A 24,071-nucleotide genomic window follows, 5' to 3' on the forward strand; every position below is an offset into this window, starting at 1 on the left:
ACCAGGATTATATATTATCTAGCTGGGTAATTTTCCACTCACTATTGATCTTCGTCAGCTGCAGATGCACATCATAAGCCACGCCGCTGGAACGAGTGACATGGACAACAACTGTTGCCGTATCGCCGTTGGTACTGCTGCTTGTGATCGAATAGCTGATCACAGGCCCAGCCTGTTGATCGATAACCTGGGCGACCAGCGCGAAGCCGCTCTCCGTTGGGGAGATCTGCTGCCCCTGAATCGCCAGCGTATCGACTTCCAGATAAGAGTAGGCCTCGCTGTAGTTTTGCTGTTGGATCGCCGAATAGTAGTCATTCACCGTCGAATCGGGGTTGACCGTGAGAGCGGCAATAACGCCCACCAGGACACAGCTACCGCAGGCCAGTATCACCACGCCTGCCACGATGGCCAGTGTGATCCAGAGCCAGCGTAAAGAGCGGCGTGGTGGTTGGGGTGGCAGTCCATACTGCACTCCATACTGACTACTATTGACAGTCACCCTGACTGACCCAGCTGGCGGAGGCGGTGGAGGCGTATCATAGGGTAAGCCGTACTGTGTAGGGCCAGCGTATTGCGTCGGTTCGTAATCTCCCCGCAGAGGTGGCGGAGGAGTAGCCTCTTCTCTGCCCTCTGGCCCATAGCTGCTATAGGGCTGATGTGGATCGTAGCTCATCGCTGCTCAATCCCTCACAAACAAATAGCGTGAGTTGCTGATGCCAGCTCCCTTACTCTTCATGGCCAGCGAACATCAGTAGAAACCCTGCAGACTCTTTAGGATGATGGGACTGCTCTGCCCTCCCTTACTAGGAAGAACGGAGCTGTAGATAAAAATTGGGTCATTGGATCTCTTGCCAGATCAGCCCAGCCAGGTAGGTCTATTCCCTCTCCAGGTCCTCCTCTCTGCTACGCTTGGCAACGCCACCTCAGTCGTGTCATCGGAAACGTCGGTTGGCTGCTTCTCTCACAGCCTTGTCGAGAGAGAGAAAGCCCCGCTGATAGTCAAAATTAGCGCCCGCCGAAGGAGAGCAAGGTCTCTCTTGACCGGCACTGGCGGGCAAGTTATGCTCATAAGCAATGGAGCGACGTTCTTTGGGCCTTTGAAGAAAGGACTTCAGGCATGGTCGACAAGCAGATTGCTCCCGAACTCTTTCGCCCGCCGTTGGGCTATCCCGAAGTTCCCTATGACACCCTCGTCCGCGCCGCCGCGGAGCGGCAACCCGAGCGACCCGCCATTATCTACCACAACCTCAGCCTGACTTACAGTGAAGTCATCGCCATGACCAATAGCCTGGCCAACGGCTTGCGTGCGCTGGGTCTGGGCAAAGGGGACATCATCTGTCTCTTCACCTTCAACCGTCCCGAATACACTATTGCCTTCCTGGCAGCCTCCTCCATCGGGGCCGTCATCAGTCCGATGAACCCCTCTTACAAGGAGCGGGAAATCGCCTACCAGCTAGAGAACAGCGATGCGCGCGCCATCCTTGTCCAGCGTGAGCTTGTCCCCATACTCATAAGCGTCCTGCAGGGGCAGACCTTCCCGGCGCTGCGCCATATCGTCGTCACCGGGTCGCAGGTGCCTGAAGCGCTGCCGCAGGCTGTCCCCTTCGCTCGTCTGCTGCGCGAATCCTCGCCGCGGCGTCCTGAGCCTGTTGGCATTGCCCCCGATGACCTGCTGGCTCTCCCCTATTCATCGGGCACCACCGGCCTGCCACGCGGTGTCATGCTCTCACACCGCAATCTAGTCTGCAATCATCTCCAGGTGGTGACCGCGGCCAACCTCTCGCCTGCCGATGCCACCCTGATCTTTCTCCCCCTCTACCATATCTATGGCGTCCTGCTGACTGGTACCTTTCTCATCGCCGGCGGCAGGCAGATCCTCATGGAACGCTTCGAACTGGATACGGCTCTGGCCCTCTGCGAACAGCAGGCCGTCACCTGGTTCTTTGCCGTTCCGCCGATTGTCCAGGCGCTCCTCAATACCAGCGACGAGCAGCTTGCCAGGCTAAGAACAGTCAAATACCTGATGTCTGCTGCTGCCCCCTTAGCGCCCGAGCTGGCCACCCGGCTTCATGAGCGTACCGGCATCAACGTCATTCAGGCTTATGGCCTGACCGAAACCTCGCCCGATACCCACTTCTCCCCGCTTGATCCCGCGCGCATTCGCCCGGCCAGCGGCGGCCTACCGGTCTACGACACTGAACAGAAAATCGTCGATATTGAGACTGGAGAGCACGAGCTGCCTGTCGGTGAGGACGGCGAGATCGTCGTGCGCGGCCCCCAGGTCATGCTTGGTTACTGGAAAGATCCGGCTGAGACGGCACGTGTCCTGCGCAACGGCTGGCTCTACACCGGTGATATCGGCCACATCGATGCTGACGGCTACCTCTATATCGTTGATCGCAAGAAAGAGATGATCAAGTACAAAGCCTTCAGCATTGCCCCTGCCGAGATCGAAGCCGTCCTGCTGGAGCATCCTGCTGTTCTCGATGCTGCCGTCATTGGGGTCGATGATCCTGAAGCCGGAGAGATCCCCAAGGCCTTTGTTGTCCTCCGCCCCGGCCAAACGGCCACGCCCGAGGAGCTGATGGCCTTTGTCAACAGCAAGGTAGCGGGCTACAAAAAGCTGCATCGGGTGGAATTCATCGAGGCTATACCGCGCGTGCCCTCGGGCAAGATCCTGCGCCGCCAGCTCAAAGAGCGTGAGCGTGCGCGTCGCCTCACCAACACCGAGGGACCCATTGTTTAGAGCGCCAGCGGGTCAGCTCAGTTAGCTGGGCGTGGTCTCCAAGCGAGAGCTTTCAACAGCGCCCAGCGCGAGCAGGGCCTGTTTCTCCAAGGCACTCAGGCCCTGCACTCCCTGGATGTTCATCCCTTCATAGGGGCGCGGCAGGCTAAGAATGCGCTCCAGGCGCCCAGTTGTGGCCTCCCAGAGGCGGATCTCTCCCTCGTTGCCGCCGCTGGCAAGCAGAGAACCTGCCTCAGCCGGGGCAAAGCCCAGGGCGCGCACCATATACTCGTGACCACTCCTTAGCACATGGTGCAGCCTGCCATTGCGCTGCCAGAGGCAGAGCCTCAGATCATCGCCGCTACTTGCCAGCCACTGACCATCGCCGCTAAAAGCAAGGCAGCGCACCCGCCCGCGATGGCCCTGGAGACGTTGCGGGCGGGCCTCGCCCTCGATCTCCCAAAGCAGCACCTGGCTATCCTCAGCGCCGCTGGCTAGCAAGCGACCATCGGGGCTGAAAGCCAGCGCGCGCACCGGGCGGCTGTGGCCCATCAGCGTACGCACGCAGCTGCCGCTATTGACGTCCCAGAGGCGCAAAAGTGTATCGTCGCCCCCGCTGACGAGCAGGCAACGGCCCGCCTCGTCTCCCGGCCTGAAGGCCAAAGCCCGAATCCAGCAGCCGGCTCGCAGCTCATGCACCATCTGGCCGCTAGCCAGATCCCACAGGCGCACAATCTCATCCTCGCTGCCGCTGGCCAACCAGTGGCCGTCGGGGCTGAAGGCCAGACTATGCACCCAGTCGCGATGACCGACGAATTGTCGTTGCACCTGGCCATCGGGCATCGACCAGAGCCAGATTACCTCATCCTGCCCGCCACTGGCCAGCCATTGCCCGTCGGGACTGAAAGCCAGACTCAGTGGTTCATGCCGCGACTTGTGGAGTAGCCGCAACAGGTGTCCGCTGCTCCAGTCCCAGATCGCGATTCCTTCCCCCTCATAGGCTGCCGCTAACCAGTGGCCCACAGGATCGAAAGCCAGCGACCGAATGCGGCGCGTATAGCCATGCAGACGTGTCAGCACATGTCTCTTCGCCCAGTCCCATAGACAGATCGTCTGATCATCACCGCCGCTCACCAGCCAGGACCGCCTGCTCTCAGGGTGGAAGCTGACCGTACGGACGCCATGAGTATGGCCCGTCAGCGTAGCAACCTGCTCTCCCGTCTGCGTCCGCCAGAGGCGAACGGTCGTGTCCTCACTACCGCTGGCCAGCCACTGGCCATCAGGACTAAAGGCCACCGTCCAGACACGATTCGCATGGCCTCGCAAGATGGCCCGTTCCGCCCCGCTCGCTACCTCCCACAAGCGCACCGTGCCGTCGTCGCTGCCGCTAGCCAGTAACGTTCCAGCCGCCCCAAAAGCCAGCGAACGTACCTGATCGTGGTGTCCCTGCATTATATGCAGAGGCTGCTCCCAGCCTGGCAGGTGCCAGATCCGCAGCGTGCCCGCGCCGTCGCCGCTAGCCAGCCACTGGCCATCAGAACTCAACGCGACCGCCCAGATGCGCCCCTGATGCCCCTCCAGCGTGCGCAGGCACTGCCCGGTTTCCAGATCCCAGAGGCGCAAAGTCTGATCATCGCTGCCGCTCACCAACAGGCGACCGTCAGGACTGAGCGCCAGGGCCCGCACCCGATTCGTATGCCCCTCCAGCACACTCAGACAGCGACCAGTCTCCAGGTCCCAGAGACGCAGCGTCCGGTCATCGCTACCGCTGACCAGCCGTCGCCCGTCATGAGTAAAAGCCAGGGCCCAGACCCCATCAGCATGGCCTTCCAGCTGCTGGAGCAAATGCTCGCAATCGCCATCATACAGACGGATCTCGCCGCTTGCCGTCCCCACAGCCAGCTGCTGCCCGTCGGGGCTAAAAGCGCTGGCCAGAACGTTGGTCAGGGTACTCTGAAAAACCGTCGCCACGAAATGCGCGAAGGCAAAATTCACCTCCTGCAAGCGTGCTCGTTGCAGGTAAGCCTGGCGGATCGTCAGCCTTGAGAAATCGAACTCGCGCAGATCCCACTGGAGGTAAATCAGCAGCTGAAGCACGTTGCCAGCAAGATAGCCACCATGCGGGTAGTGCGCCAGCCGCTCTCGTTCGAGCGCTCGCTTGAACCGCTCCTTAAGAGCCGTCTGGCCCAGCTCGCTACACACCATCTCGGCCAGCGGCGCCAGGAGCATGCGCACCTGGCTCTCACGCACATAGGCACGTGCCTGCGCTTTCACAAAAGCAAACTGTTCCCAGGTCAGGAACGTCTCCTGCAAGCAATCTTGACAGGCGCGGCGCACCAGCTCATCCTGGATATGTTCCATGATCACCGGTTGCAGAGTAAACTGCCCTTGCTCATGAACCTCGATCAGCGAACGGCGGCGCAACGAATCCAGCGTCTCGATCAGCTCTCGCTGAGCCTCTGGTCGCAGCAGATCAGCTCGCAGCTCTTCCAGGGTAACCGCCTCCTGCTCAATCGCCAACCACGAGAGCACCTCATGTTCGCGCGGCGCCAAACGCCGGAGCTGCTCCTCCAATACCTCACGAATATCGCCGAAGGCGGCCCGGTTTTCGGCAAGGAAGGCCGCAATCTGGCCAGCGAACAACTCGCGGATCGTCTCCGCCACCAGGCGCAGTGCCAGAGGATTCCCCCCATAGCGGCGTAACAAACTGGCCACCTCTTCTGCGCTGCCAGAGATGCCCTTTTCCTCAAGAATAGCTCGCCCGGCCTCACCACTGAGACCCTGCAAGGTCAGTGAGCGCACCGGACTGCTCTGGCCCTTCAAACGCTCAACCTCGCGCAACTTCTCGCGGCTCGTCACCAGAATCACACTTTGATGGGCCTCACTGCCCAGGCGCTCTAATAAGCGACCGTAGACCTCGTACTCGGGGCGATAGGCGCCGGCCCGCTGACCACTTTGCAGGAGGGCATCGAAATTATCGAGCACCAACAAACAGCGACTCTGGCGTAGCAGCTCCATCAAGAGCGAGAGCTGCTCCTCCACTGAAGCAGGTGGGGTACTCAGCTGCTGATTGGAAAAGAAGAGCAACCAGTCCTTCAGCACCTGACTCAGCGGCGGTGCACTGCGCAACGAGCACCAGTAGCCATACTCAATCTCAGCTTCCACCTGCTCAACCAGGCGCGCAACAAGCGTCGTCTTCCCGATGCCCCCGAGGCCACAGACCGCAATCAGGCGGCATTCTGCAAACCACTGGCGCAACGTCTGTAGCTCTTGCGTACGACCGAAGAAGTGGACAGAGGCAGGTTTCGCTCCCCACTGCGTGCGGGGCTGCTCGACAAGCCCTAGCTCTTCAGGACTCTTCTCCAGCACCTCGCACAGCTTACGCAACAGAGCGGGACGAGGCAGACCATCGCCGGTCTCCCAACGCTGCACTGTCTTCTTATCCGAACCGATAAGCGCGGCGAGATCCTCCTGTGACCAGCCCCGACGCTGTCGCTCACGCCTGAGCTGCTGAGGAAATGTGATTCGAAGCATGGCAAGTTCCCCTCTCGTCTCAAACCTGGCGGCTTCTCGCTTGTCCCATTGTCAGAGCGCACTTCACTTGAGACCTGGCTCCTTCCTCCTCTGCTCCGCCTCCGGCTTGCTACGGATGCCCTCCTCCCTTGCGCGGGCCAGTGAGGCGCTCTGTCGCCCTAGTAGCCTCAGAATGTCCGGCCAATGGCCTCTAAGAGGGACTCAAATGTCTCCGGTTTTGGATTTCTCTGCGGCCTTTTTCCAGCTATCTTTTATCTCAGTACAGAAACACACACAATACATCTTGGTAGAGAAATCAGATATATTGATCGAAATTCTCTTTAGTTATACAGGAGAGCGGGTAGCCCTCACTCTTGCTTGCCAGGAGGAGAAGGACAGATGGGCAGTCCACAGCTGTTGGCTCTGAACTGGGAAGAGCTTTATGCCCGACTGCGTCGTCTGGTACGGCGGCTGATTGCGCGCTACAGCGTCGCGGCCTGGCGCGGTCAAGAAGAAGATCTGGTTGAAGACATCGTCCAGGAGAGTGTCAGGCGCTTCATCGAGCGTCAGCCACGTGTTGAGCGTGGAGAGATCGAACCGGTGCGGTCGCCGGAGCATATGCTGTTCACCATTGCCTGCAACTGTTGTCTGGACCTCTATCGGCGCGAGCGACGCCTGATTCACACGGGTGGGGAGTATCTGCCCGTGCTCGGAGGGATGGAGGCTGGGGAAGCGACAGAGCAGGCCCTGGAAAGAGTTTATCAGCAAGAGCTGTTTACCATTGTGGCTCGCGAAGTAGAACACTTCCCCCAGGGGCAGAGGCGTGCCCTGCTTATCGACCTGGCTGAATTGATGAGCTTTGATGAGGAGCCGACAGCGCTCCAGAATGCCTTTCTGGAGCAGGGCATCGATCTCAGCCACTATCGTGACTGGCCGGAGGACCGGCGGCAACATGAACAGCGCGTTGCCCTGCGCAACCACGCCTATCGGCGTCTGGCGCGATTGCCCAGTATCCGTGCCTATATTGCGGGCCATGAGCACTAGCTCCGCGGCTTATAACCCCAGACCGTCAAAAAGAACTGCAGGCCGCAGAAGCTCTCATCCGCTGCCTCGGTGCGCGCCTGCTCATAGAGGCGATTGAAGGCCTCACGGCTCAAGCCGACCACCTTCAGATAGAACGGTTCGAGCAGCTTAAGAGAGACAAGGCCGTTCTGATACCAATCCTCGTAGCGAGGCGTACCGGCGGAAATGCTCTCGGCGTAGGCGCGCATCTGGATCGAGACACAGCCGGCCTCACGTAGCAAGCGCTCCAGCATGGGCAAAACATCGAGGTGGTGCCGTGTCTCCGAGAAGGTATAGCCAGCGCGTGTCAGTCCAAGGGCCAGCAAGAGAGACAGCTCCTCGCAAGCCGGTTTATTGCAGATCGGCAGATCCGCCTCTGTCAGACGAATAATGCCGCCGGGGCGGCAAATGCGCATGCACTCCTGTAGAAAAGCGGGCCAGGAGCGGGCCGGCATGAACGTTGAGATGAAGCGAGCATTGATTAAATCAAAGCTCTCATCCTTAAAAGCCAGCGGCTTTAAGGCATCCATGACCTGGAAAGAGACATTTGGCAACTGCTGAGTCGCGGCCAGTGTGCGAGCGAACTCGATCATCCGCTGACTGATATCGATGCCGACCACACGGAGATGGCGATAGGTCTCAGCCAGCTCCAAAGCCCAGCCACCAGGGCCGCAGGCTACATCGAGCACATCCTGCAGGCCCGAGACATCTGTCAGCTCTGGCAGGGGGCCGCCCATAGCCCGGCTAGCCAGCTGGCCATGATGCAGCAGGCGAGCCAGCTCAGCCGTATTTTCCGCGTCGATAATATAGGTGCCGCTGCTGTTCAAGAGGGTCTCAGCCTGCTGGAGACCGGTCAGCATAGCCCATGTGATCCTTTCTTTTCTTCCCTGGAGCGTGGCATGCGCTGAGCTAACTGTGCTCACTCAGGGGCCTGCTCCGTCCGCGACTGCACAGGAGTGGCCAAAAACGCCGCCATCACCTGCTCCTCAGCCTCGCGACGCGTCAACGGCTGGCCCCGTCGCTCAGCCTGACTCAGCAGTTCATTCACGCGTTGATTGAAGGTTGCCATATAGGCATTCTGGACAGCTTCAGAGGGCATCAAACGCAGCTCAATATCTTTGATATCATAGAACTCATCATCACGAAAAGCCAGGCTCAGCAGATAGGCGTAGTTTTGAATGAGCGCCTGCCGTCCGTGCAAGAAGTAGTCGCGCTGCGTACTGATGATCAGTAAGGCGCCGGCCACCTGTCCCGCGCGCTGCAGGGGGTAAGCGGCGGCACTGCGGGCCTCGCTGACTAGAGCCTGGGGAATGACAAAGTCGGAAGCCTCCTGCAGATTCTGCACCACGATCGGGCGGCATTGGATGACTGCGTAGCCGACCAGCGACTCGGCTCCCAGAAAGTAGCCACGACGGGCGATGCTTGTCAGGGCCTGACTCTTCTCCAGAAAGACCTCCCGGAGACAGGTCACCTTCTGCTGAGGAGGAAGCGGACGTTGACACTGGGCAATGCTGGCGGCAATACCGATATGCTGCGGATCGAGCTGGCGAATCAGCTGCTGCATCACCAGGTTCATAATCGTCCAGGAGCGCAGGCTCTCCACGACCGTCGCGTGGGCTTCGAGAATACGCGCATAGAGCACCGGCGGTACATCCTTCACCACCGGGTCGATGAAGACCGAGCCGGGGTCATCCTCCAGCGCGTCCGGAAACTCCTGGCGGATCAGCTGGATCAGCTGCTCGCGATGGGGCGGTAGCGCCTCAACCAGGCGATTGAGCAGCGAGCGTGGCCGCGGCGACGATTCGTGCGTCGCCCAGCGGGTGAGCGTGACCGGATCAACGCCCATTTCGTTGGCGATGCGCTGTTTCTCTTTGGTATCCCGAATAACAGCAGCGAGGAACTCACGCCAGGTTCTGGGTTCTTGCATGGCTTCTGCCCCATTTTAGAGAGACTGCCATCCAATTATAGCCTACTCTCCCCCGCCTTGTCGATCCTGTCCACTCTCCGCGAGTGAATTATGTGACTTCTGTACAGAAATTTCTCCCTACAGACTATGCAATTGGTATTGACAATTGTAAATGGGGAATGGTATATTCAGCAAAGCAGGAAGTGCCTGCAAGAGTAGCACCCCTGCCGATACCAGAAGAGGGGTACGCTGTGCCCGAGGGGGTAAGGGGGAGAGAAGCTCTCGGGCACCCGGCACGACATTCTACAAAGAAAGGACAGATCATGGAGGAACTACTGACCATTAGCGAGGTTGCCAGAGTCTTGCGTGTTGATGCGACTACCGTGCGCCGTTGGGTAAAACACGGTGTCCTTGATGCTGTATTGCTGCCCCATAAGGGCCGTCGCCACTGCTATCGCATCAAGCGAACTACGCTCAATAAGGTCATGAACTCGACCAACGTGTAGCGCAAGCCCTGGTGCCTGGCCGGCACTACACGACCGGCGGCCTCTGCCCTCTCGTTTCTGCCAGGGCTGAGGTAGTGCCAGCGCGGTGCTCACATCACGCACATGTGATTACGAGATTCTCGCTCGCCGGAGCGCGAGCGTGTAATCAGGGCGGGGCCAGCGATCCTCTGTCTGCAGTGCCTGCAGCTGATCGCTGGTTATCGCCCTGGCTGATTTTTAGAGTGGAATAACATTACATCTCACTGAAGCATAATCCCACTGCAAAACCCCCTCTTCCTTGCAGTCGCCGCCCGTAGCCTCTCCCCAGCTCCCTGGTTGGAAGTCCAGCTCCACGGGTGATATGATGTTGCTGGCCAGGTGACCAGGCACACGCCCCGCGGTTTGAGCTGTATCCATGCCTGGCCTGCGCCAGCGGGGAAGCAGAGCCTGTCTGGTGGCCCCAGGGAGGCTGTTAGTGTTGGGGACCCATCTTGTTGACCACCAGCCCGGCCGGTTCAAGGAGTCACGAGAGCAATGGAGCTTTGGATCTGTGTCACCTGTGGTACCCAGTTCGCTCCCAGTGAGGAGCCACCCCGTGAGTGCCCCATCTGTCTTGATCAGCGACAATACGTGGGCTATGAGGGCCAACGCTGGACGACCCTGGCTGAGCTGCGGGCCAGCGGCCTGCGCAATGTCTTTAAGGAGCATGAGCCGCGCCTGATCGGCATTGGCAGCGAGCCGGCTTTTGCCATTGGTCAGCGCGCCTTGCTGGTGCAAAGCACCGAAGGCAATCTTCTCTGGGACTGCATTTCCTTCCTTGATGAGGAGACGGTTGAGCGGGTTCAGGCTCTTGGCGGTTTACGGGCCATTGCTATCTCGCATCCACACTACTATAGCAGTATGGTGGAGTGGGCCGAGCGCTTCTCGGTTCCTGTCTACCTGCATGCCGCCGACCAGCGCTGGGTGATGCGCTCCTCTGAGCATCTGGTCTTCTGGTCGGGGGAGCGGCTTGATCTGTTCGGCGGGCTGACGCTCATACGCCTGGGAGGCCATTTCCCTGGGGGCACGGTCCTCTACTGGCCTGATGGGGCCGATGGTCGGGGGGCGCTGCTCAGTGGCGATATCATCCAGGTGGTGGCCGACCGACGCTGGGTCAGCTTCATGTACAGCTATCCCAATCTGATTCCGCTGCCTGCTTTTGAGGTGGAGCGTATCCGCGCCGCCATTGCCCCGTATCGCTTCGAGCGCCTCTACGGGGCCTGGTTTGAGCGCGTGGTCTTGTCCGAGGCCCACGCGGCAGTCATGCGTTCGGCTGAGCGTTATGTGCAGGCGCTGGCTGGCCAGTTGCCGGCCTGAGTCGTACGGGCGAGCGAGCGGCTTTGCATTGTGCTTTCTGCTGATCCTGTACCTGCTCGCTCAGGCGCCGCGCAGATGAGGGCTGCATTGTCGTTGACAATTGTCGCTTCTGTCAATGGGAGCCAGTGCGACGAAAGGAGTCTGTGCCATGCAGTATGAACTGGTCGAGGTACGTTATGAGGGTGACTATGCCACCATCACGCTGAATCACCCTCAGCGGCGCAATGCTCTCTCGCTCAAGATGATGGAGGAGCTGACAGCGGCCTTTAATGAGGTGGGGGAGAGTCCCGTGCTAGGGGTGATCCTGGCCGCTAATGGTCCGGCCTTCAGCGCCGGCCATGATTTCGCCGACATGGTAGATCAGGACCTCATGGCGATGCGCCGCCTCTTGCAGGTCTGTACTCACTTGATGAATACTATTCAGGCCATTCCTCAACCCGTGCTGGCCCGCGTGCATGCCATTGCGACCGCCGCAGGCTGCCAGCTTGTGGCCACCTGCGATTTGGCGGTGGCCTCGACCGAGGCGAAGTTTGCCACCCCAGGCGGAAAGGGGGGCTGGTTCTGCACCACGCCTATGGTGGCGGTCAGTCGCAATATTGGACGCAAGCGCGCCCTGGAGATGTTGCTAACCGGCGAGCCGATCGATGCCCAGACAGCGTATGAGTGGGGGCTGGTGAATCGGGTGGTGCCGCCCGAGTGCCTGGTGGAGGAGGCCCAGCGCTTGCTAGAGGCGGCGACGCGCGGCAGCTTTATCTCTAAGGGCCTGGGCAAGCAGGCTTTCTATGCGCAGATTGATCTGCCGCAGCCCCAGGCTTATGCCTACGCGCTGGAGGTGATGGCGGCAAGCTCACAGCTGCCCGATGCTCAGGAGGGGATGCGAGCCTTTCTGGAGAAGCGACCTCCGCGCTTTCTGCGTCCTGGCGAGCGCTCCGAATAAGCACCTGGAGCGTGCTCTGCCTCGATGAGCCGTGCTGCGTTCCGCCGGCCTGGCCTCTCCTGCCCATTCAGCGCAACGGCCCTTGTCTGTGAGTAGGGCACCCGGCCTCCCGCTGCGCTTCGCATGGCCGGGCGAAGCGCAGCGCAGCAGAACGGCGGGAGAAATAGGCGCCTGACCACTCAGGCTGGCAGAAGAGCCAGACAAGTGATCGGGCGCCTGTGAAGGGCAGGACAGGGCTGCCCGATCTACGGCCCGGTCATCCTCATCCGCTGCCAGCTAGTCTGACTGCTCGCGTAGAGGCTGCCTATGAGGGCGGCAACGAGCATGATGCTCGTCAGGGCGATGACACTGTATTGCCAGTGGGCATTGTCGAGCTGCTGGGGAATCCAGGAGACCAGCAGCGAGGAGACGACCGAGACGAGCGAGGCCAGCGGGCCGATTACAAGGGCTGGCCAGAGCAGCCAGCGTGGCATGATCAATCTGGACTCCACCTGCTTCCGCTGCTTCAGGAGCAGAAGCGCAAGGTCGATGTAGATGAAGACCAGAATCGTCTGCCAGACTGTTCCCACCGAAGCGATGCTAACGTTGTAGAAGATCAGCGAGAAATTGCGAGCGTCGGCAAAGAAGAGGATAGAGGGGATGGCCAGAAAGATCAGCAAGGCCAGCAGCGCTGCGATCGTCGTCTGGAGAGCAATGGCGCTGGTTGGCACACGCTCGCGGTTGAGCTGCCCGAGGCGCCCAGGCAGACGCTGATCGATGCTTCCTACGAAGAGCACGCGGGCAAACGAGTAATTGTAAGCCGTAGCGGCCATTAAGTAGGCAAAGAGCAGCGCCACCACGGTAATGTTGCCGGCCACCTTCCCCAGAACGCTGTCCACCACTGAGATCAGAACGAACGGATTGGAGGTTGTCACGGTTCCCTGAACAAGCAAGAGGGTCAGAGTGCTGGCCAGATAGCCGAAAAGCACGACCAGGGTGCTCCAGCGCAGATAGCCCGGAATGGCCTCGTGCTCGTAGATTTCCCCGCCCATGTTCAGAGGCATGGCGGCCCCTCCATAAGCTCCGCAGATCAGGCCGAAGAGACTCAGGCGCTCTAGCGTGGGTGTCCAGTCGGCAAAGGTGCGGAAGCTGGTAGCTGGTTGGTGACCGCGCAAGAGCCAGATGGCCCCGGCGCCGCTGATGAGGACGATGCTGAGCAAGCTGGCACAGAAGCCGACATTGACCAGGTGTTGCGCGGTACGCAGGCGGCGACTGGCGAGGAAGCCCGATAGTAAGATCAGCGCCAGAATCGCCAGCCCTTGTTGCCAGGGCTCAGTCAACCAGCTGTGGTTCAGCCCCTGGAGATAGCTGATCATCGTAGCGGCGGAAGTCACGATGAGCAGAGGACCGGGTAACCACCAGCAGAAGCCGATGAGAAAGCTCCAATAGCGACCGAGGGCATGATGGGTCCAGTTGTAAAGGCTGCCATCGTGTGGAAACAGCACGCCGAGTTGAGCAGAGACGATCACGGACGGCAGGAAGTAGAAGACGCCTCCAAGTAACCAGAGAAGCAAGGCCGCCGCACCACTGCTGGCGGCGGTGGTTGAGTTTGTCAGATAGAGCATGCCCAAAACGCAGACCGCTGTGAGATCAAAGGTCCCTAGCACAGGCGGCATGGCCTTGAGCACATAACTTTCTGAGGGAAGCTCCTGTTCTGCTGCTTCTGCTGACTCGGGGGTGACTGTTGATGGTCTCATTGATGCTCCTTTGTGCCTTGCGAACCTGATAGTGCGGGAAGGCTCAGACTGCTCAAAAGACCTTCGCCGGGATCGAACAGGGTGCGTGTGGCTGGTTCTGGTCTTGTGGCAGCTTGCCCTGGCTTTCCCTGCTTCTCTTCGTCCGGTCTTGTATGCGTGTGCCTCACACGCAGGCATTCACCTGACACATGATGCCCATCGTGGTTCACATGGCATAGAGACTGGGAAAGCTCTACAAGAGAGAACGTAACCAGGACGTATATCTCTCATGGCACCTCTCGCCTGGCTCAATCCTGTTCATGCGTTAGGAGGACTCGAAATGTGCAGGATGCGAGATTCCTCTCCAAGGATAACACAGGTTTGTTGCTGGCTACCAGGGGGGAGAGGAAAGTAGCCTTATTGGGGGACAAGCTCTCGTGTAAGAGGTAGCTGTTTGGAGATAGTGATCGGACTAGCTGTTATCTGACAGGCGTTGCTTCAGGCGTGCAATAGCGCGCTCGGTGACCTCCAGGCCAGCGCGCAAAACTGCCTCTTTGTACTCACGCACGAGCATCTGATACTCTAGCAGGCGAGGGCGGCGTGTAGGCCGGTTGGCATATTGCTGACGCGCCCATTCCATGTGTTGTAGTTGCCGGAGCAGGCTTTCACGATGTTGGAGAAGATGCTGAAGGGCCGTGGCGTCTGAGGTCTCGCCGCAGAAAAAGAGCTTGGTCAGGAATTCGTCCTTGGTAAAGCGCTCGGGGGTCGGCTCACTAAGCCAGCGGTCTAACTCGGCCTGTCCCCGTGGCGTCAGGCGGTAGAGTTTGCGGTTGGGGCGGCTCTTCTGCTCAATGACCTCAACCTCGACCAGACCTTCGTGTCTGAGGCTTTTGAGCGTCGTATAAATCTGACTGCTGCCCGCGTTCCAGTAACTGGCGATGGCTCGATCGAAAGCCTGTTTGATGTCGTAACCTGTCATGGGCCGCGTACCGAGCAATCCCAGGATAATGTAGCGAAGGGTATTGCGCGAAGCGAGCGAACTGGGGGGAACCTCCTCTTCCCCTTCCTCTTCTTCATAAGCCGAGTGGGATAGTCCTTCAACCATAGGGCCTCTTCTCTTATCTTCTCCAGCTAAGCTGATGGCATGGCTCTGGCCTTACTGCCAGAGCAAGCAGGCAAATAAGTAAGTAGGGCGATATGCTGGCAATGCTGGCGGCCAGGGACCGCCGTGGAAAGCCATCGCATTTTACTATTATAGCATTGTTCTCGGCGTCAGACAGAAGAGAAGGCGAGAAAGCAGGCGGCACTCTCTCCTGGGGTTCGGAACCCAGCCCAGATCATGGTCAAATTTTTAACCTCTCTTTCTTCGAGTCGTATATCTTTACGAAGCAAGCAAACCTTCCGCCAGGTGGAAGGGAAGTGCCGGCGAGAGCTGGTGGAGATTCTGTGGCAGGGGCCTCATCCAGGGAAGTAGCTAGGCTGAGACAAAGCAGAACAGGAGTGTATATGAGTACCCGTTTCTACAACACTAGAGATATCGATCTGGAGCGTCTGGCCCATGATCTGGAGAGTATCTTGCAAGCGAAGGGCTATCAGACGCAGCAATTTGGCAACAGCGATCACAAAGTGGTACAGTTGAGAAAGGGAGGCGACTTTGAGCGGCTCCTGGGCTTACAGGCCGCGCTGGCCGTGGTGATCCAACGCACAGCTGGGGGGATCTCGGTGACCACAGGTCAGCAGCAGTGGGCCGAGAAGGCGGTGGTGGGAGTGGCTGGCATGGCCATTCCGCCGCTCTGGCCTTTGCTCTTTACGGCGGGCATTGGGGCCGTGCGCCAGGCGGCGCTGAGCAATGAAGTGCTCTGGATTGTCGACGGTCTGATTCGGCAGCAGCAGCCAGGGGTGCAGAGCTGGCCACCTGCGCCTGGTTTTGGCTTCCCTGGCTGGCAGCCGCCACAGCCTCCTCCCGCGCCGTCTGGACCGCAGTCGCCTCCTCCGCCCGCAGAGCCTGCTCAGTAGACAGGAGGAGGCTCTGCGAAGCTGATAGTGTTGGCGTACCTTCTGTCGAATCGCGCCAGGTCTACCTGCTGGTGAGTTAGATGAGGCCGCGCCGTTGCTATAGCCGGTGGGGTACGGCGCGGCCCTCCCTTGCTCTGGTTGGGCCTGTGCCCTAAGCTGTTACTCTCTGTCGGTGAGGAGCGAGGAGGGCAGCGGTTACTGCTGAACCGACAGGGCAAGTAAGAAGCGCCTCGCTACCGCAGAAGAGGAGAGACCTATGGATGCCCGATTTTATACATCGCAAGAAATCGATATACCGCGTCTGGCTACCGATCTAGAAAATGTCTATCGCGCCAAGGGGTATCAGACGCAGCAGTTTAGTAATCCCGATCAGGCACTGGTGCAGTTGAAGAAGGGAGGTGACTTTGAGGCTGTGCTTGGGATGCAGGCCGCGCTCTCGGTGACGCTGCAACGGGTCTCGGGGGGAGTGCTGGCGATGATTGGCCAGCAGCGCTGGATGGATAAAGCGGCGGTGGGGACGATTGGCGCCGTGGGGGCAATGGTTATCCCTGTGCTGCTGCCACTGGCGATTACTGCTGGTGTTGGGGCCGTGCGTCAGGCGAGCCTGGCCAATGAGGTGCTCAATATCGTTGATGGCCTGGTGCGTCAGCAGCGTCCCGAGGTGCAGATTGGTCCCATCCCACCCTCTCTTCTGCCTCAGGTTCAGCAGCAGTGGGGAGGACCAGCGATGTCGACGGGTCCCTATGGAGCGGTGCCGACGCCGCCGCCGGGTTCGCCGTCCTATGTGCCGCCCTACGTTCCGCCCGCGCCGGCTCAGGCAGCCCCTGTGGCGCCCGTGGCCAGGCCCAGCGCCGGTCTGCGCTGTCCCCAGTGCAATACGCCCTATGAGCCGGGCGATACCTTCTGCTCGGGCTGCGGGCGAGCGCTCAAGCAGCTCTGTCCCAATTGTAAGACGGAGCTAAAGCCTAATGCGGCCTTCTGCCCGAAGTGTGGAGCTTCCACCTTCCAGCCCCAGGGCCCAGGAGCGCGGAGCGCCCAGCCTCCTGTTCAGTCAGCTCCGCCCCCAGCACCGACGAAGCCGCCGACAACGCCTGCTCCTGCCCCCTCGGCTAAGCCCCCAATCCAGCCCTACGCTTCCCAGGTGCCGGCCCAGCCTCCGGTGATTCCAAAGCCAACGGTGACCTTTATCCCCGGGCCTGGTACCCAGGGAGGAAGTACGAAGGCTGACACCGGCTCTAATGCTGAACCAACCATTGCGGCCTCTACTATGCCCGCCAGTCAGATACCTGCCTATCAGCCGCCGGCCCCAGCAGCTCCTGCTGCTCCTGTGCCGCCGCCGCCGCCACCAGGCCCTCCCCAGCCGATCAAGGCTCGTCCGGCCAGTGAGCCACGCCCTGATCCCAATGCCCCTTGGGGACGGCTGATCTTTAGCGATGGCCGCGAAGTTGTCCTGACTGGTGAGCGCCTGGTTGTAGGACGCTATGATCACGATTTGGGTGGCTTGAAGCCTGATATCGATCTGGGTCCTATGGAGCATGCAGATACGGTCTCACGCGTTCATGCGCTTTTGGAGCATATCGGCAGCACCTTTACTCTGACGGACCTGAACAGTACGAATGCGACCCGCGTCAATGGGCGTCGTCTGGAGCCGGATAAGGCCACTCCTCTCAACGATGGCGACTCGCTTCACTTCGGTAAGGTCAACTGCACTTTTCACAGACTCTAAGAGCATTCAAGGCCGCTGCTCCCCGGTCTGGTCTGCCTGACTGGCAGGCGTACCGGGGAGAGCCGCGCAGGTCGGACACTGGCGCTCTCTGACTGCTTTCCCCCGCTGCAAAATATCTCTCACCTCGTGTAGGCACTTCTCCTAAAAGGACCGCTGATCTGCTCTCTTGCTGGCAGCAGATCTCTTTCGTCTGAGCCTAAAATTTGCATTTCGCCTCGTCTTAACAGACAAGCCTCTTGCCAGGAGAGAAATACTATCTATAGTAGATGTGCATCTATAAATTTTACAAAGACTGAGAGGAGACGACAATGCAGCAGAAGTCAGAAAGAGGCAGTGACTGGGAGGGCAAGACGGATTCCCGCGTTTGGGCGCTATAGCTAGCGAGCCAAGGCGACGCTGGCTGCTGCGACGTATCATGCATTAAGAGCTGGAAGAGTATGGCTTGATGGCCACGATCTGCTCTGGAGCTTGCTCGACGAGCCGGGGGAGGTGATTAGAAGTCTGCTCCTGCGATTGGGAGTGGATCGCGCCCGTCTGGCGCAAATGCTGGGCCAGGGCCAGCAAGCGGAGGCGAGCATCTGGGAGGTCGACCAGATTCGTGAAGGGCTTACTCCTCTAGTCTAGCGCGGCAGACCCTGAGAGTCGCTGTGGCGGAGGCTGATTCCCTCCGCACACGCCCATTGTCTGGAGTCCTGGCCTGGCTGCTCCTCTGGCAACTAATGATTGTCTTTCAATTCCTCCTGAGCAGCGAGTTTGGTCTGGCTGCGCTGAGCGTGGCACTTTTTGCTTTCTGGCTGGACTACAGACTTCTTCTTAACTCCATCGTCTATCGTCAGGAGATGCGGGCGGACAGATTCGCTCTGGAGCAAACTGGGGATGTGCGGGCCTACCAGAATGCGGTGATTCGTCTGGCAAACCTCAGCCCTGGAAGTGGGCTGGGACGGCGGACGGAACGACCGAGGAACCGCAGTTACCCGTTCTTAGTGAAACGCCTGGCCCAGGTCGATCTTCTCAGGCTTCAGCAGCAAGAGCGGGCAGGTAGAGCCGACTTGCCCTGGCAGGAGTCTGTGGGTTAAGATAAAGCGGAACAAGTTGAAACGTGCTAGCCCAGGCGAGCACTGCCGCTGACCATCACGTGGAGGAAGGTAGCGTTTATGGAACGAGAGCCGTTGATACGACCAGAGCAGCAGAGAGAAGGGAAGCCGGCTGCGACTGTCCAGCTTGATCCCCAGCGCCAGCAGCAGGCGCGTGAGTATGCGCGCATCCGGCGGCGCCTCTGGCTTGTGGGGTTAGCCATCGCCGCCGTCGGTCTGGTGGCGCTCTTTCTCTTCCGGCTCGACCTCTGGCTGCGCGACCTCTTACAGCCGCTGGCCTGGCAACCACTGGCTGGCTGGTACCCGCTGCAGGTGGCTGGCTACTTCCTGGTCTTACTGCTGGTATACGAGCTGATCAGTGCCCCTCTCACCGTCTATCGCGGCTACATCCTACCGCGGCGCTACGGCCTCTCCGTGCAGACGCTGGGGGCCTGGCTAGGTGACCTGCTCAAGGGCTTGCTATTGAGCATCGTGTTGGAGCTGGCGGCCCTGGAACTCATCTATCTGCTGCTGGCCAGGCAGCCGCTGACCTGGTGGCTCTGGGTAGCGCTGGTGATGCTCCTCTTCTCGGTGGTGCTGGCCAATCTGGCCCCTGTCCTGGTTCTGCCGCTCTTCTATCGCTTCACCCCTCTACCTGACGGCGAGCTGAAAACGCGCCTGCTGGCCCTGGCCGAGCGTGCCCGCACGCGCGTACGCGGCGTCTTCACCATGCACATGAGCAGCAAGACCACCGCAGCCAATGCGGCCCTGATGGGGCTGGGGAACACACGCCGCATCGTCATCGGCGATACGCTACTCGATCAGTACACGCCCGATGAAATCGAAGTCGTCCTGGCTCATGAGTTGGGCCACCATGTCCACGGAGACATCTGGAAGCTCATCGCCAGCCAGTCGCTTTTGACCCTGGTCGCCCTCTATCTGATCAATGTCACGCTGCACTGGCTGGCCACGCCGCAGCTTGGCTATCACGGCCTGGCCGATCCGGCGACCCTACCCCTGATTGCTCTGGTCAGTGCTGCCGTCGGCCTGATCTTCATGCCTTTGGGGAACGCCATCAGCCGCTATCTCGAATACCAGGCCGACGAGTATGCCCTGCTGACAACGGGCAAAAGCGAGGCCTTTCAGAGCATGATGACACGCCTGGCGAACCAGAACCTCGCCGAGGCTGAACCGGCCCCACTCGTCGAGATCCTCTTTCACGACCATCCCTCGATCAAACGTCGGCTGGAACACGCCGCGGCCTTCGCACACCGTCAGAGTCGCGACAATCTGAATCTGGTCAGGCGCTGACCTCATCGCCAGGACCGCGCGAGACCAGGCGGAAGGAGCGGATGAGTGGAGAGCCGGACCGCGTCCAGGCCAGGGACGTTGCAGCCGAAGAGTGCGAGCGGCGCGTCCGTGGCCTGGGCCGTCTACCCCGGCAGCGTTTGCTTGACGCTGCCAGACCCGCTCAAGCTCAGGAGCGCAGGGCCTCCATCAGCGCGCTCAGAAGCTGGCCGGCCTCATCTACCGAGCCGCCTGGCATGCTGAGCAGCGGTTGATCGACGCCGCGCTCGGCCCATAGATCCAGCTTAGCCACGATTTCGCGTGGCGTTCCCACAATGCTCACAGCGTCCAGCATGTCTGGATCGACGGCCTCGATAGCACTCTTCATGCCTTGCTTCCAGCCCTCGATGACAGCCTGGACCTGGGGGCCATAACCGTGGCGAGTCAGCATCTCGGCGTAATAGACCCCCATCTTCCCAATATAATAGGCCAGGGGGGCTGCAGCCTGGTAGCGAGCCGCCTGGCGCATCTGCTCATCGGCGTTCTCGGGCAGAATAACGCTGGTGATATACGGAGCAATCAACGCGCTGTGAGGGGGGCGTCCGGCTCGCTGCGCGCCCTCGTCCAGGTGCTGACGCAGCTCCTGCCACTTATGGCCAGGCCAATAGACCGGCAGCACACCGTCGGCGATCTCCCCAGTTTGAATAACATTTTTCGGCCCCATAGCCGCCACGTAGATCGGTACATCCGCGCGCAGCGGCGTGAAACGCAGCTTAAAACCGCGTTCCAGCTTAAAGAACTGTCCGTGATAGACCAGCTTCTCGTGACGCAGGATCATTCTGATGATCTCAACATACTCGCGCGTGCGCTGCAGGGGCTTTTCGAAAGGCACGCCATGCCAGTGCTCAATGACATTGGCGCCCGAGGGGCCGAGACCGAGGATCATACGCCCCCCAGAGCGCTCATCTAAAGTGGCCACGGTGCTGGCGATCAGGGCCGGGGTACGTGAGTAGATATTGGCAATGCCGGCGCCAAGCTTGATGCGCCTGGTCACACGAGCCAGGTCGGCCAGCGAAGTAAAGAGTTCGTAGCCCCAGGACTCGCCCAGCCAGACAGAGTCGAAGCCCAGCTCATCGGCAATCTTGACCTTCTCGACGATCTCGTTCCAGGCTCCAGGGAATTGCGGCGAGTCAGCCACCAGCCCCACACGGCTGCGATAAGCCTTCGTCGCTGCAGGCGTGGGATCAACGCTCATGCCTGCGTACCTCCATTGGTAGAATTTGCTGCTATGCTGAAATTATAGCGCATGCTAGCCTTCAACTGGCCATGCTGCTGCCTGGCTGGTCTCTCAGCCTATCAGCCTGAAAGCCTCTCTCGGCTGGCGAGCCGTCTCTCTACGCGGAGACGAAAGTAAAGGCTCTGGCTCCTGGTGTGCCCTCTTATCGCTCAAGGCGCTTGCTTGCCAGGCAAAGCCCGGTCTGTCAGGGTTTCAGCATCTTTTTGCGCTGGTTCCATTGATCGAGCGAGCGGACCACGAAGCGTGGCTGGCCATACAGATAGATGGCCAGACAGTAGTAGTCAGGTTGCCCTACCTCGGACAAGATACGTGCCTCCACCTTTGGAGCTTCCTGTTGAATGAGTGTCTGTAGCTGCTGTGCCTCTTGATATCTGAGCATAGACAAAACCTCGGCTCATCAGAGCCGGTCTGTGATCATTTTACCCGCAGTAACGGAGAAGGCTGGTTAAGCATTGCATTGATAAACGAAAAGGCTAGCACCGCGAGCCTTCAGGCCGGGGAAGCGGGGAAGCGAGAGCCAAAAAAGGTCTAGCGGAGCGCTGTCTTGCTGGGCGGGGGTGAAGAGAAGAGAGATCAAGAGAGGCGCCCGGGGTCAGAGACTGACCGCAGGCGCCTTGTCCAAAGGAGGAGGGGAAAAGATGATTCTATGGCTTCAGGTGAGCGCGCAGCTCTGGCCATTCAAGGTGAACGAGCCTGGCGCAGGGTTACTGGTGGTCCAGCTTCCATTAAAGCCCAGCGTTGTCGCGGTACCTGGGGCCAGGAGCGCATTATAGCTCAGGCTGCTGGCGCTCACCAGGCTCCCCTGCTGGCTGAAGGTGGCATTCCAGCCCTGAGTGACCGTTTGGCCGGCACTGAAGACAAAGGTCAGCGTCCAGCCGTTGATTGTGGTTGTCCCACTGTTCGTCAAGGTAATGCTGGCCGTGAAGCCAGCGGGCCACTGGCTGGTGACGCTATAGCTCACGCGGCAGGCGTTGCCCGTCGTTGTCGCTGTCGGCGTAGGGGTGGGCGTTGTCGTAGGCCGCGCTGTCGGTGTTGGCGTGGGCGCAGGCGTAGGAGTAGCTGTCGTGCCACCGCCGGTCACCTGGGGTCCCACCTCCAGCTTGAGCGTATCGTACATAGCGCCGCCGCCGCTGCTGACCGAAGTCATTGCGAAGGCCACCGTATTGCTGCCGACCTTCAGCAGCGAGGCCGGGAAGCTAAAGACCATCAAATGGTAGTAGCCGCTCTGGTTAGCGCTGCGGTAAATTGCCGCATCATTAGTGTAGGCGGGATAGCTACCGATGGCTGTCCCGTTCACACGGATCGTTACGGCGGCGGTGCGTGTCATACCGGCCAGCGCCACCGTCAGGTGGGCGTCGCCGCTGTAGCTTTGGCTCAAAGAGAAGTTGACATTCCAGGTCCCGACCGCCGTCTGAGCATAATACCAGTTGTTGGCTGGCGTGCTGGAGCCGATAGTGTAGGTCAGATTCGCTGGGGCCTGGTTCCAAAGACCATACTGGCGCGGCAGATTGCCCAGACGGAACTCCGCCGCCTTGCGGTCCGCGGTACCGATTTGCCAGAGGAGGGTACTATAGCGCACTGGCGTCCAGGTCAGGGTTCCCAGATTGGTACTCGTACCGCTGACGTTCACATTGTCCAGCTCGTACTGATCGGTGATATCCCCGATACTGCCACCGTTGGCCCAGGCATAGAGACTATAGCTGCCAGGGCGCACCTGGCGAAGGGTGAAGTTCCCAGCGCTATCGGCCACCGTCGTAAAGATGTAGCTGGCACCCTGGGCGTAGACATCGCCGCCTGGTTGGGCCAGCGTAATCTGAGCGCCGGCGGCGGGACGTCCATCGGCCAGACGCAGGGTACCCGTCACTGTGGTCCGTGTGAGCGGATAAGCCGGATTGGAGAGCCAGCTATAAGGCCACTGCTGCTGCTGGAGCGCGGCCTGGGTCTGGGCATCGCTGATGCTGCCATTGTTCAAGTAGACAAACCAGGGACCGAAGAACTTGCCGCTGGGGATCGTCACCTCTGGTGTGCCAAAATGTGCACTGATGAGCATGTTCAGAACAACAGCATCGCCAGTACTGCTATCGACGTGAACCGTCAGATCCTGCTTCAGCGGGCCGCCATTGTTGTACTCGTGGCTGGGCGAAATCAGCCAGACGCCGTAGCCATTGCCGTAGACGCCGTGGAGCAAATCCTGGCTCATCAGGTAGGTAGCAGCATCGTATTTCGTATAGATAGTGCCATCACTAAGCTGATAGGTTGAGTCCTGCAGCTCGGTGGCCGACTGAATCTGACTGAGCGTGGGGAAGGCAATGGCGGTCTCAACGCCGTTATAGCCTGTGCGAAAGATCGAGCCGTCGACGCGGTAGAGCGTGCGAAACTCGCCGACGGTCCCGATGCCCGTGGCCAGAAAGTAGGAGTAGAGGCCACTAATGCCACTGCGGACCACGTAGTGCAGCTCACCCCAGCTACTGATATAGGCGATATCGACCATACTAGAGGTATTGGTCACGACAGTGAGCTGGGTGGGACTGAAGCCCGTACCGCCGTTGATCGAGCTGTAAAAGCCCTTGGCTGGCCCAATCAGCTCCTTGCCCTGCCAGACCAGCGAATAGCCAGTCCCCAAACTGTTAAATTTGATCGTAAAGATGCCATTACTGATTGTGGCAGTCATGCCGGAAACACTAAGGGTCACGGGTGAAGCGGCGTGGGCCGGCTCTCTCTGTAGCGCGGGCATTACAAGACCCCAACCTGCAACGAGAACGAGGATCAGCAAACTGGAGAGCGCGCCCGGGAGGAGCATGAGACGAAACCTGCATCTGGACATGCTGCGATTCCTTTCTGTCTGAGGCAGACTGCTTTCATCCTGAAAAGCAGGCGTAACGCGGTTAACCAAGGCTCCCTGAAGTTGAGGAGGGGCCTGTTCTGGCCCTTGCTAGTTCTTCTTCCCTGTGCATAGAAAAGTATACATCAAAA

General features: G+C 59.7%; 19 protein-coding genes. 10 read left to right on the forward strand and 9 right to left on the reverse strand.

From position 1 onward, the window contains the following. Positions 1-7 precede the first annotated feature (7 nt). Positions 8-673, reverse strand: coding sequence for an Rv0361 family membrane protein (locus tag KTAU_RS17715; RefSeq protein ID WP_151729622.1), 666 nt, complete (start codon positions 671-673; stop codon positions 8-10). A gap of 444 nt (positions 674-1,117) precedes the next feature. On the opposite strand from KTAU_RS17715, the gene KTAU_RS17720 reads away from it, so the two are divergent. Further along, positions 1,118-2,746, forward strand: coding sequence for a class I adenylate-forming enzyme family protein (locus KTAU_RS17720; RefSeq protein WP_151729623.1), 1,629 nt, complete (start codon positions 1,118-1,120; stop codon positions 2,744-2,746). A 21-nt stretch (positions 2,747-2,767) separates the two neighbouring features. On the opposite strand, the gene KTAU_RS17725 is transcribed toward KTAU_RS17720, so the two are convergent. Further along, positions 2,768-6,259: a WD40 domain-containing protein gene (locus KTAU_RS17725; RefSeq protein WP_151729624.1), complete on the reverse strand. Its 3,492-nt coding sequence runs from the start codon at positions 6,257-6,259 to the stop codon at positions 2,768-2,770. A 378-nt stretch (positions 6,260-6,637) separates the two neighbouring features. Here KTAU_RS17725 and KTAU_RS17730 point away from each other — a divergent pair, with 378 nt between their 5' ends. Then, positions 6,638-7,282 (forward strand): RNA polymerase sigma factor, encoded by a 645-nt coding sequence (locus KTAU_RS17730; protein WP_151729625.1) that lies wholly within the window; start codon positions 6,638-6,640, stop codon positions 7,280-7,282. Here KTAU_RS17730 and KTAU_RS17735 read toward each other — a convergent pair. Both KTAU_RS17735 and KTAU_RS17740 read right to left on the reverse strand, forming a co-directional pair. Further along, positions 7,279-8,160 (reverse strand): class I SAM-dependent methyltransferase, encoded by an 882-nt coding sequence (locus KTAU_RS17735; RefSeq protein ID WP_151729626.1) that lies wholly within the window; start codon positions 8,158-8,160, stop codon positions 7,279-7,281. The two genes, KTAU_RS17730 and KTAU_RS17735, sit on opposite strands and share 4 nt — an antisense overlap. 59 nt (positions 8,161-8,219) lie before the next feature. Then, the gene (locus KTAU_RS17740) at positions 8,220-9,227 is read right to left on the reverse strand and encodes a GAF domain-containing protein (RefSeq protein WP_151729627.1); all 1,008 of its coding nucleotides are present in this window, start codon (positions 9,225-9,227) and stop codon (positions 8,220-8,222) included. Between the two features lie 302 nt (positions 9,228-9,529). On the opposite strand from KTAU_RS17740, the gene KTAU_RS17745 reads away from it, so the two are divergent. From KTAU_RS17745 to KTAU_RS17755, 3 genes are all read left to right on the forward strand, one after another. Beyond that, positions 9,530-9,712: a helix-turn-helix domain-containing protein gene (locus KTAU_RS17745; protein WP_052890794.1), complete on the forward strand. Its 183-nt coding sequence runs from the start codon at positions 9,530-9,532 to the stop codon at positions 9,710-9,712. 513 nt (positions 9,713-10,225) lie between these two features. Next, a complete protein-coding gene (locus tag KTAU_RS17750; RefSeq protein WP_151729628.1) occupies positions 10,226-11,047 on the forward strand; it encodes an MBL fold metallo-hydrolase in 822 nt (273 codons plus the stop codon). A 148-nt stretch (positions 11,048-11,195) separates the two neighbouring features. After that, on the forward strand, positions 11,196-11,984 hold the full coding sequence (locus KTAU_RS17755) for an enoyl-CoA hydratase-related protein (RefSeq protein WP_151729629.1): 789 nt from the start codon (positions 11,196-11,198) through the stop codon (positions 11,982-11,984). Positions 11,985-12,229: 245 nt separating this feature from the next. Here KTAU_RS17755 and KTAU_RS17760 read toward each other — a convergent pair whose 3' ends face one another. Beyond that, complete coding sequence (locus KTAU_RS17760) at positions 12,230-13,720, reverse strand: APC family permease (protein WP_170293408.1); 1,491 nt, start codon at positions 13,718-13,720, stop codon at positions 12,230-12,232. A gap of 451 nt (positions 13,721-14,171) precedes the next feature. Further along, positions 14,172-14,804, reverse strand: coding sequence for a PadR family transcriptional regulator (locus tag KTAU_RS17765; RefSeq protein ID WP_151729631.1), 633 nt, complete (start codon positions 14,802-14,804; stop codon positions 14,172-14,174). Positions 14,805-15,205: 401 nt separating this feature from the next. On the opposite strand from KTAU_RS17765, the gene KTAU_RS17770 reads away from it, so the two are divergent. The 5 genes from KTAU_RS17770 (at position 15,206) to KTAU_RS17785 (ending at position 19,825) form a co-directional block, all read left to right on the forward strand. Beyond that, positions 15,206-15,715 (forward strand): hypothetical protein, encoded by a 510-nt coding sequence (locus KTAU_RS17770; protein ID WP_151729632.1) that lies wholly within the window; start codon positions 15,206-15,208, stop codon positions 15,713-15,715. Positions 15,716-15,971: 256 nt separating this feature from the next. After that, entirely contained in the window at positions 15,972-17,441 is a 1,470-nt protein-coding gene (locus tag KTAU_RS17775) for a double zinc ribbon and FHA domain-containing protein (protein WP_151729633.1), read from the forward strand. Positions 17,442-17,930: 489 nt separating this feature from the next. Beyond that, positions 17,931-18,065, forward strand: a complete 135-nt coding sequence (locus tag KTAU_RS22200) for a hypothetical protein (protein WP_265576334.1) — start codon at positions 17,931-17,933, stop codon at positions 18,063-18,065. A gap of 23 nt (positions 18,066-18,088) precedes the next feature. Continuing rightward, on the forward strand, positions 18,089-18,517 hold the full coding sequence (locus KTAU_RS22070) for a M48 family metalloprotease (protein ID WP_151729634.1): 429 nt from the start codon (positions 18,089-18,091) through the stop codon (positions 18,515-18,517). 78 nt (positions 18,518-18,595) lie between these two features. Then, a complete protein-coding gene (locus KTAU_RS17785; protein ID WP_151729635.1) occupies positions 18,596-19,825 on the forward strand; it encodes a M48 family metallopeptidase in 1,230 nt (409 codons plus the stop codon). Positions 19,826-19,991: 166 nt separating this feature from the next. On the opposite strand, the gene KTAU_RS17790 is transcribed toward KTAU_RS17785, so the two are convergent. The 3 genes from KTAU_RS17790 to KTAU_RS17800 all read right to left on the reverse strand — a co-directional run bounded on the left by KTAU_RS17790 (position 19,992) and on the right by KTAU_RS17800 (position 23,922). Then, positions 19,992-21,056, reverse strand: coding sequence for an LLM class flavin-dependent oxidoreductase (locus tag KTAU_RS17790; RefSeq protein ID WP_151729636.1), 1,065 nt, complete (start codon positions 21,054-21,056; stop codon positions 19,992-19,994). A 226-nt stretch (positions 21,057-21,282) separates the two neighbouring features. After that, positions 21,283-21,477 carry a hypothetical protein gene (locus tag KTAU_RS17795; RefSeq protein ID WP_151729637.1) on the reverse strand — a complete coding sequence of 65 codons (195 nt, stop codon included), beginning with the start codon at positions 21,475-21,477 and terminating at the stop codon, positions 21,283-21,285. A 273-nt stretch (positions 21,478-21,750) separates the two neighbouring features. Further along, positions 21,751-23,922, reverse strand: coding sequence for a polysaccharide lyase family protein (locus tag KTAU_RS17800; RefSeq protein WP_151729638.1), 2,172 nt, complete (start codon positions 23,920-23,922; stop codon positions 21,751-21,753). Positions 23,923-24,071 lie beyond the last annotated feature (149 nt).

The sequence above is a fragment of the Thermogemmatispora aurantia genome (assembly GCF_008974285.1).
In the GTDB taxonomy this organism is placed as follows: domain Bacteria; phylum Chloroflexota; class Ktedonobacteria; order Ktedonobacterales; family Ktedonobacteraceae; genus Thermogemmatispora; species Thermogemmatispora aurantia.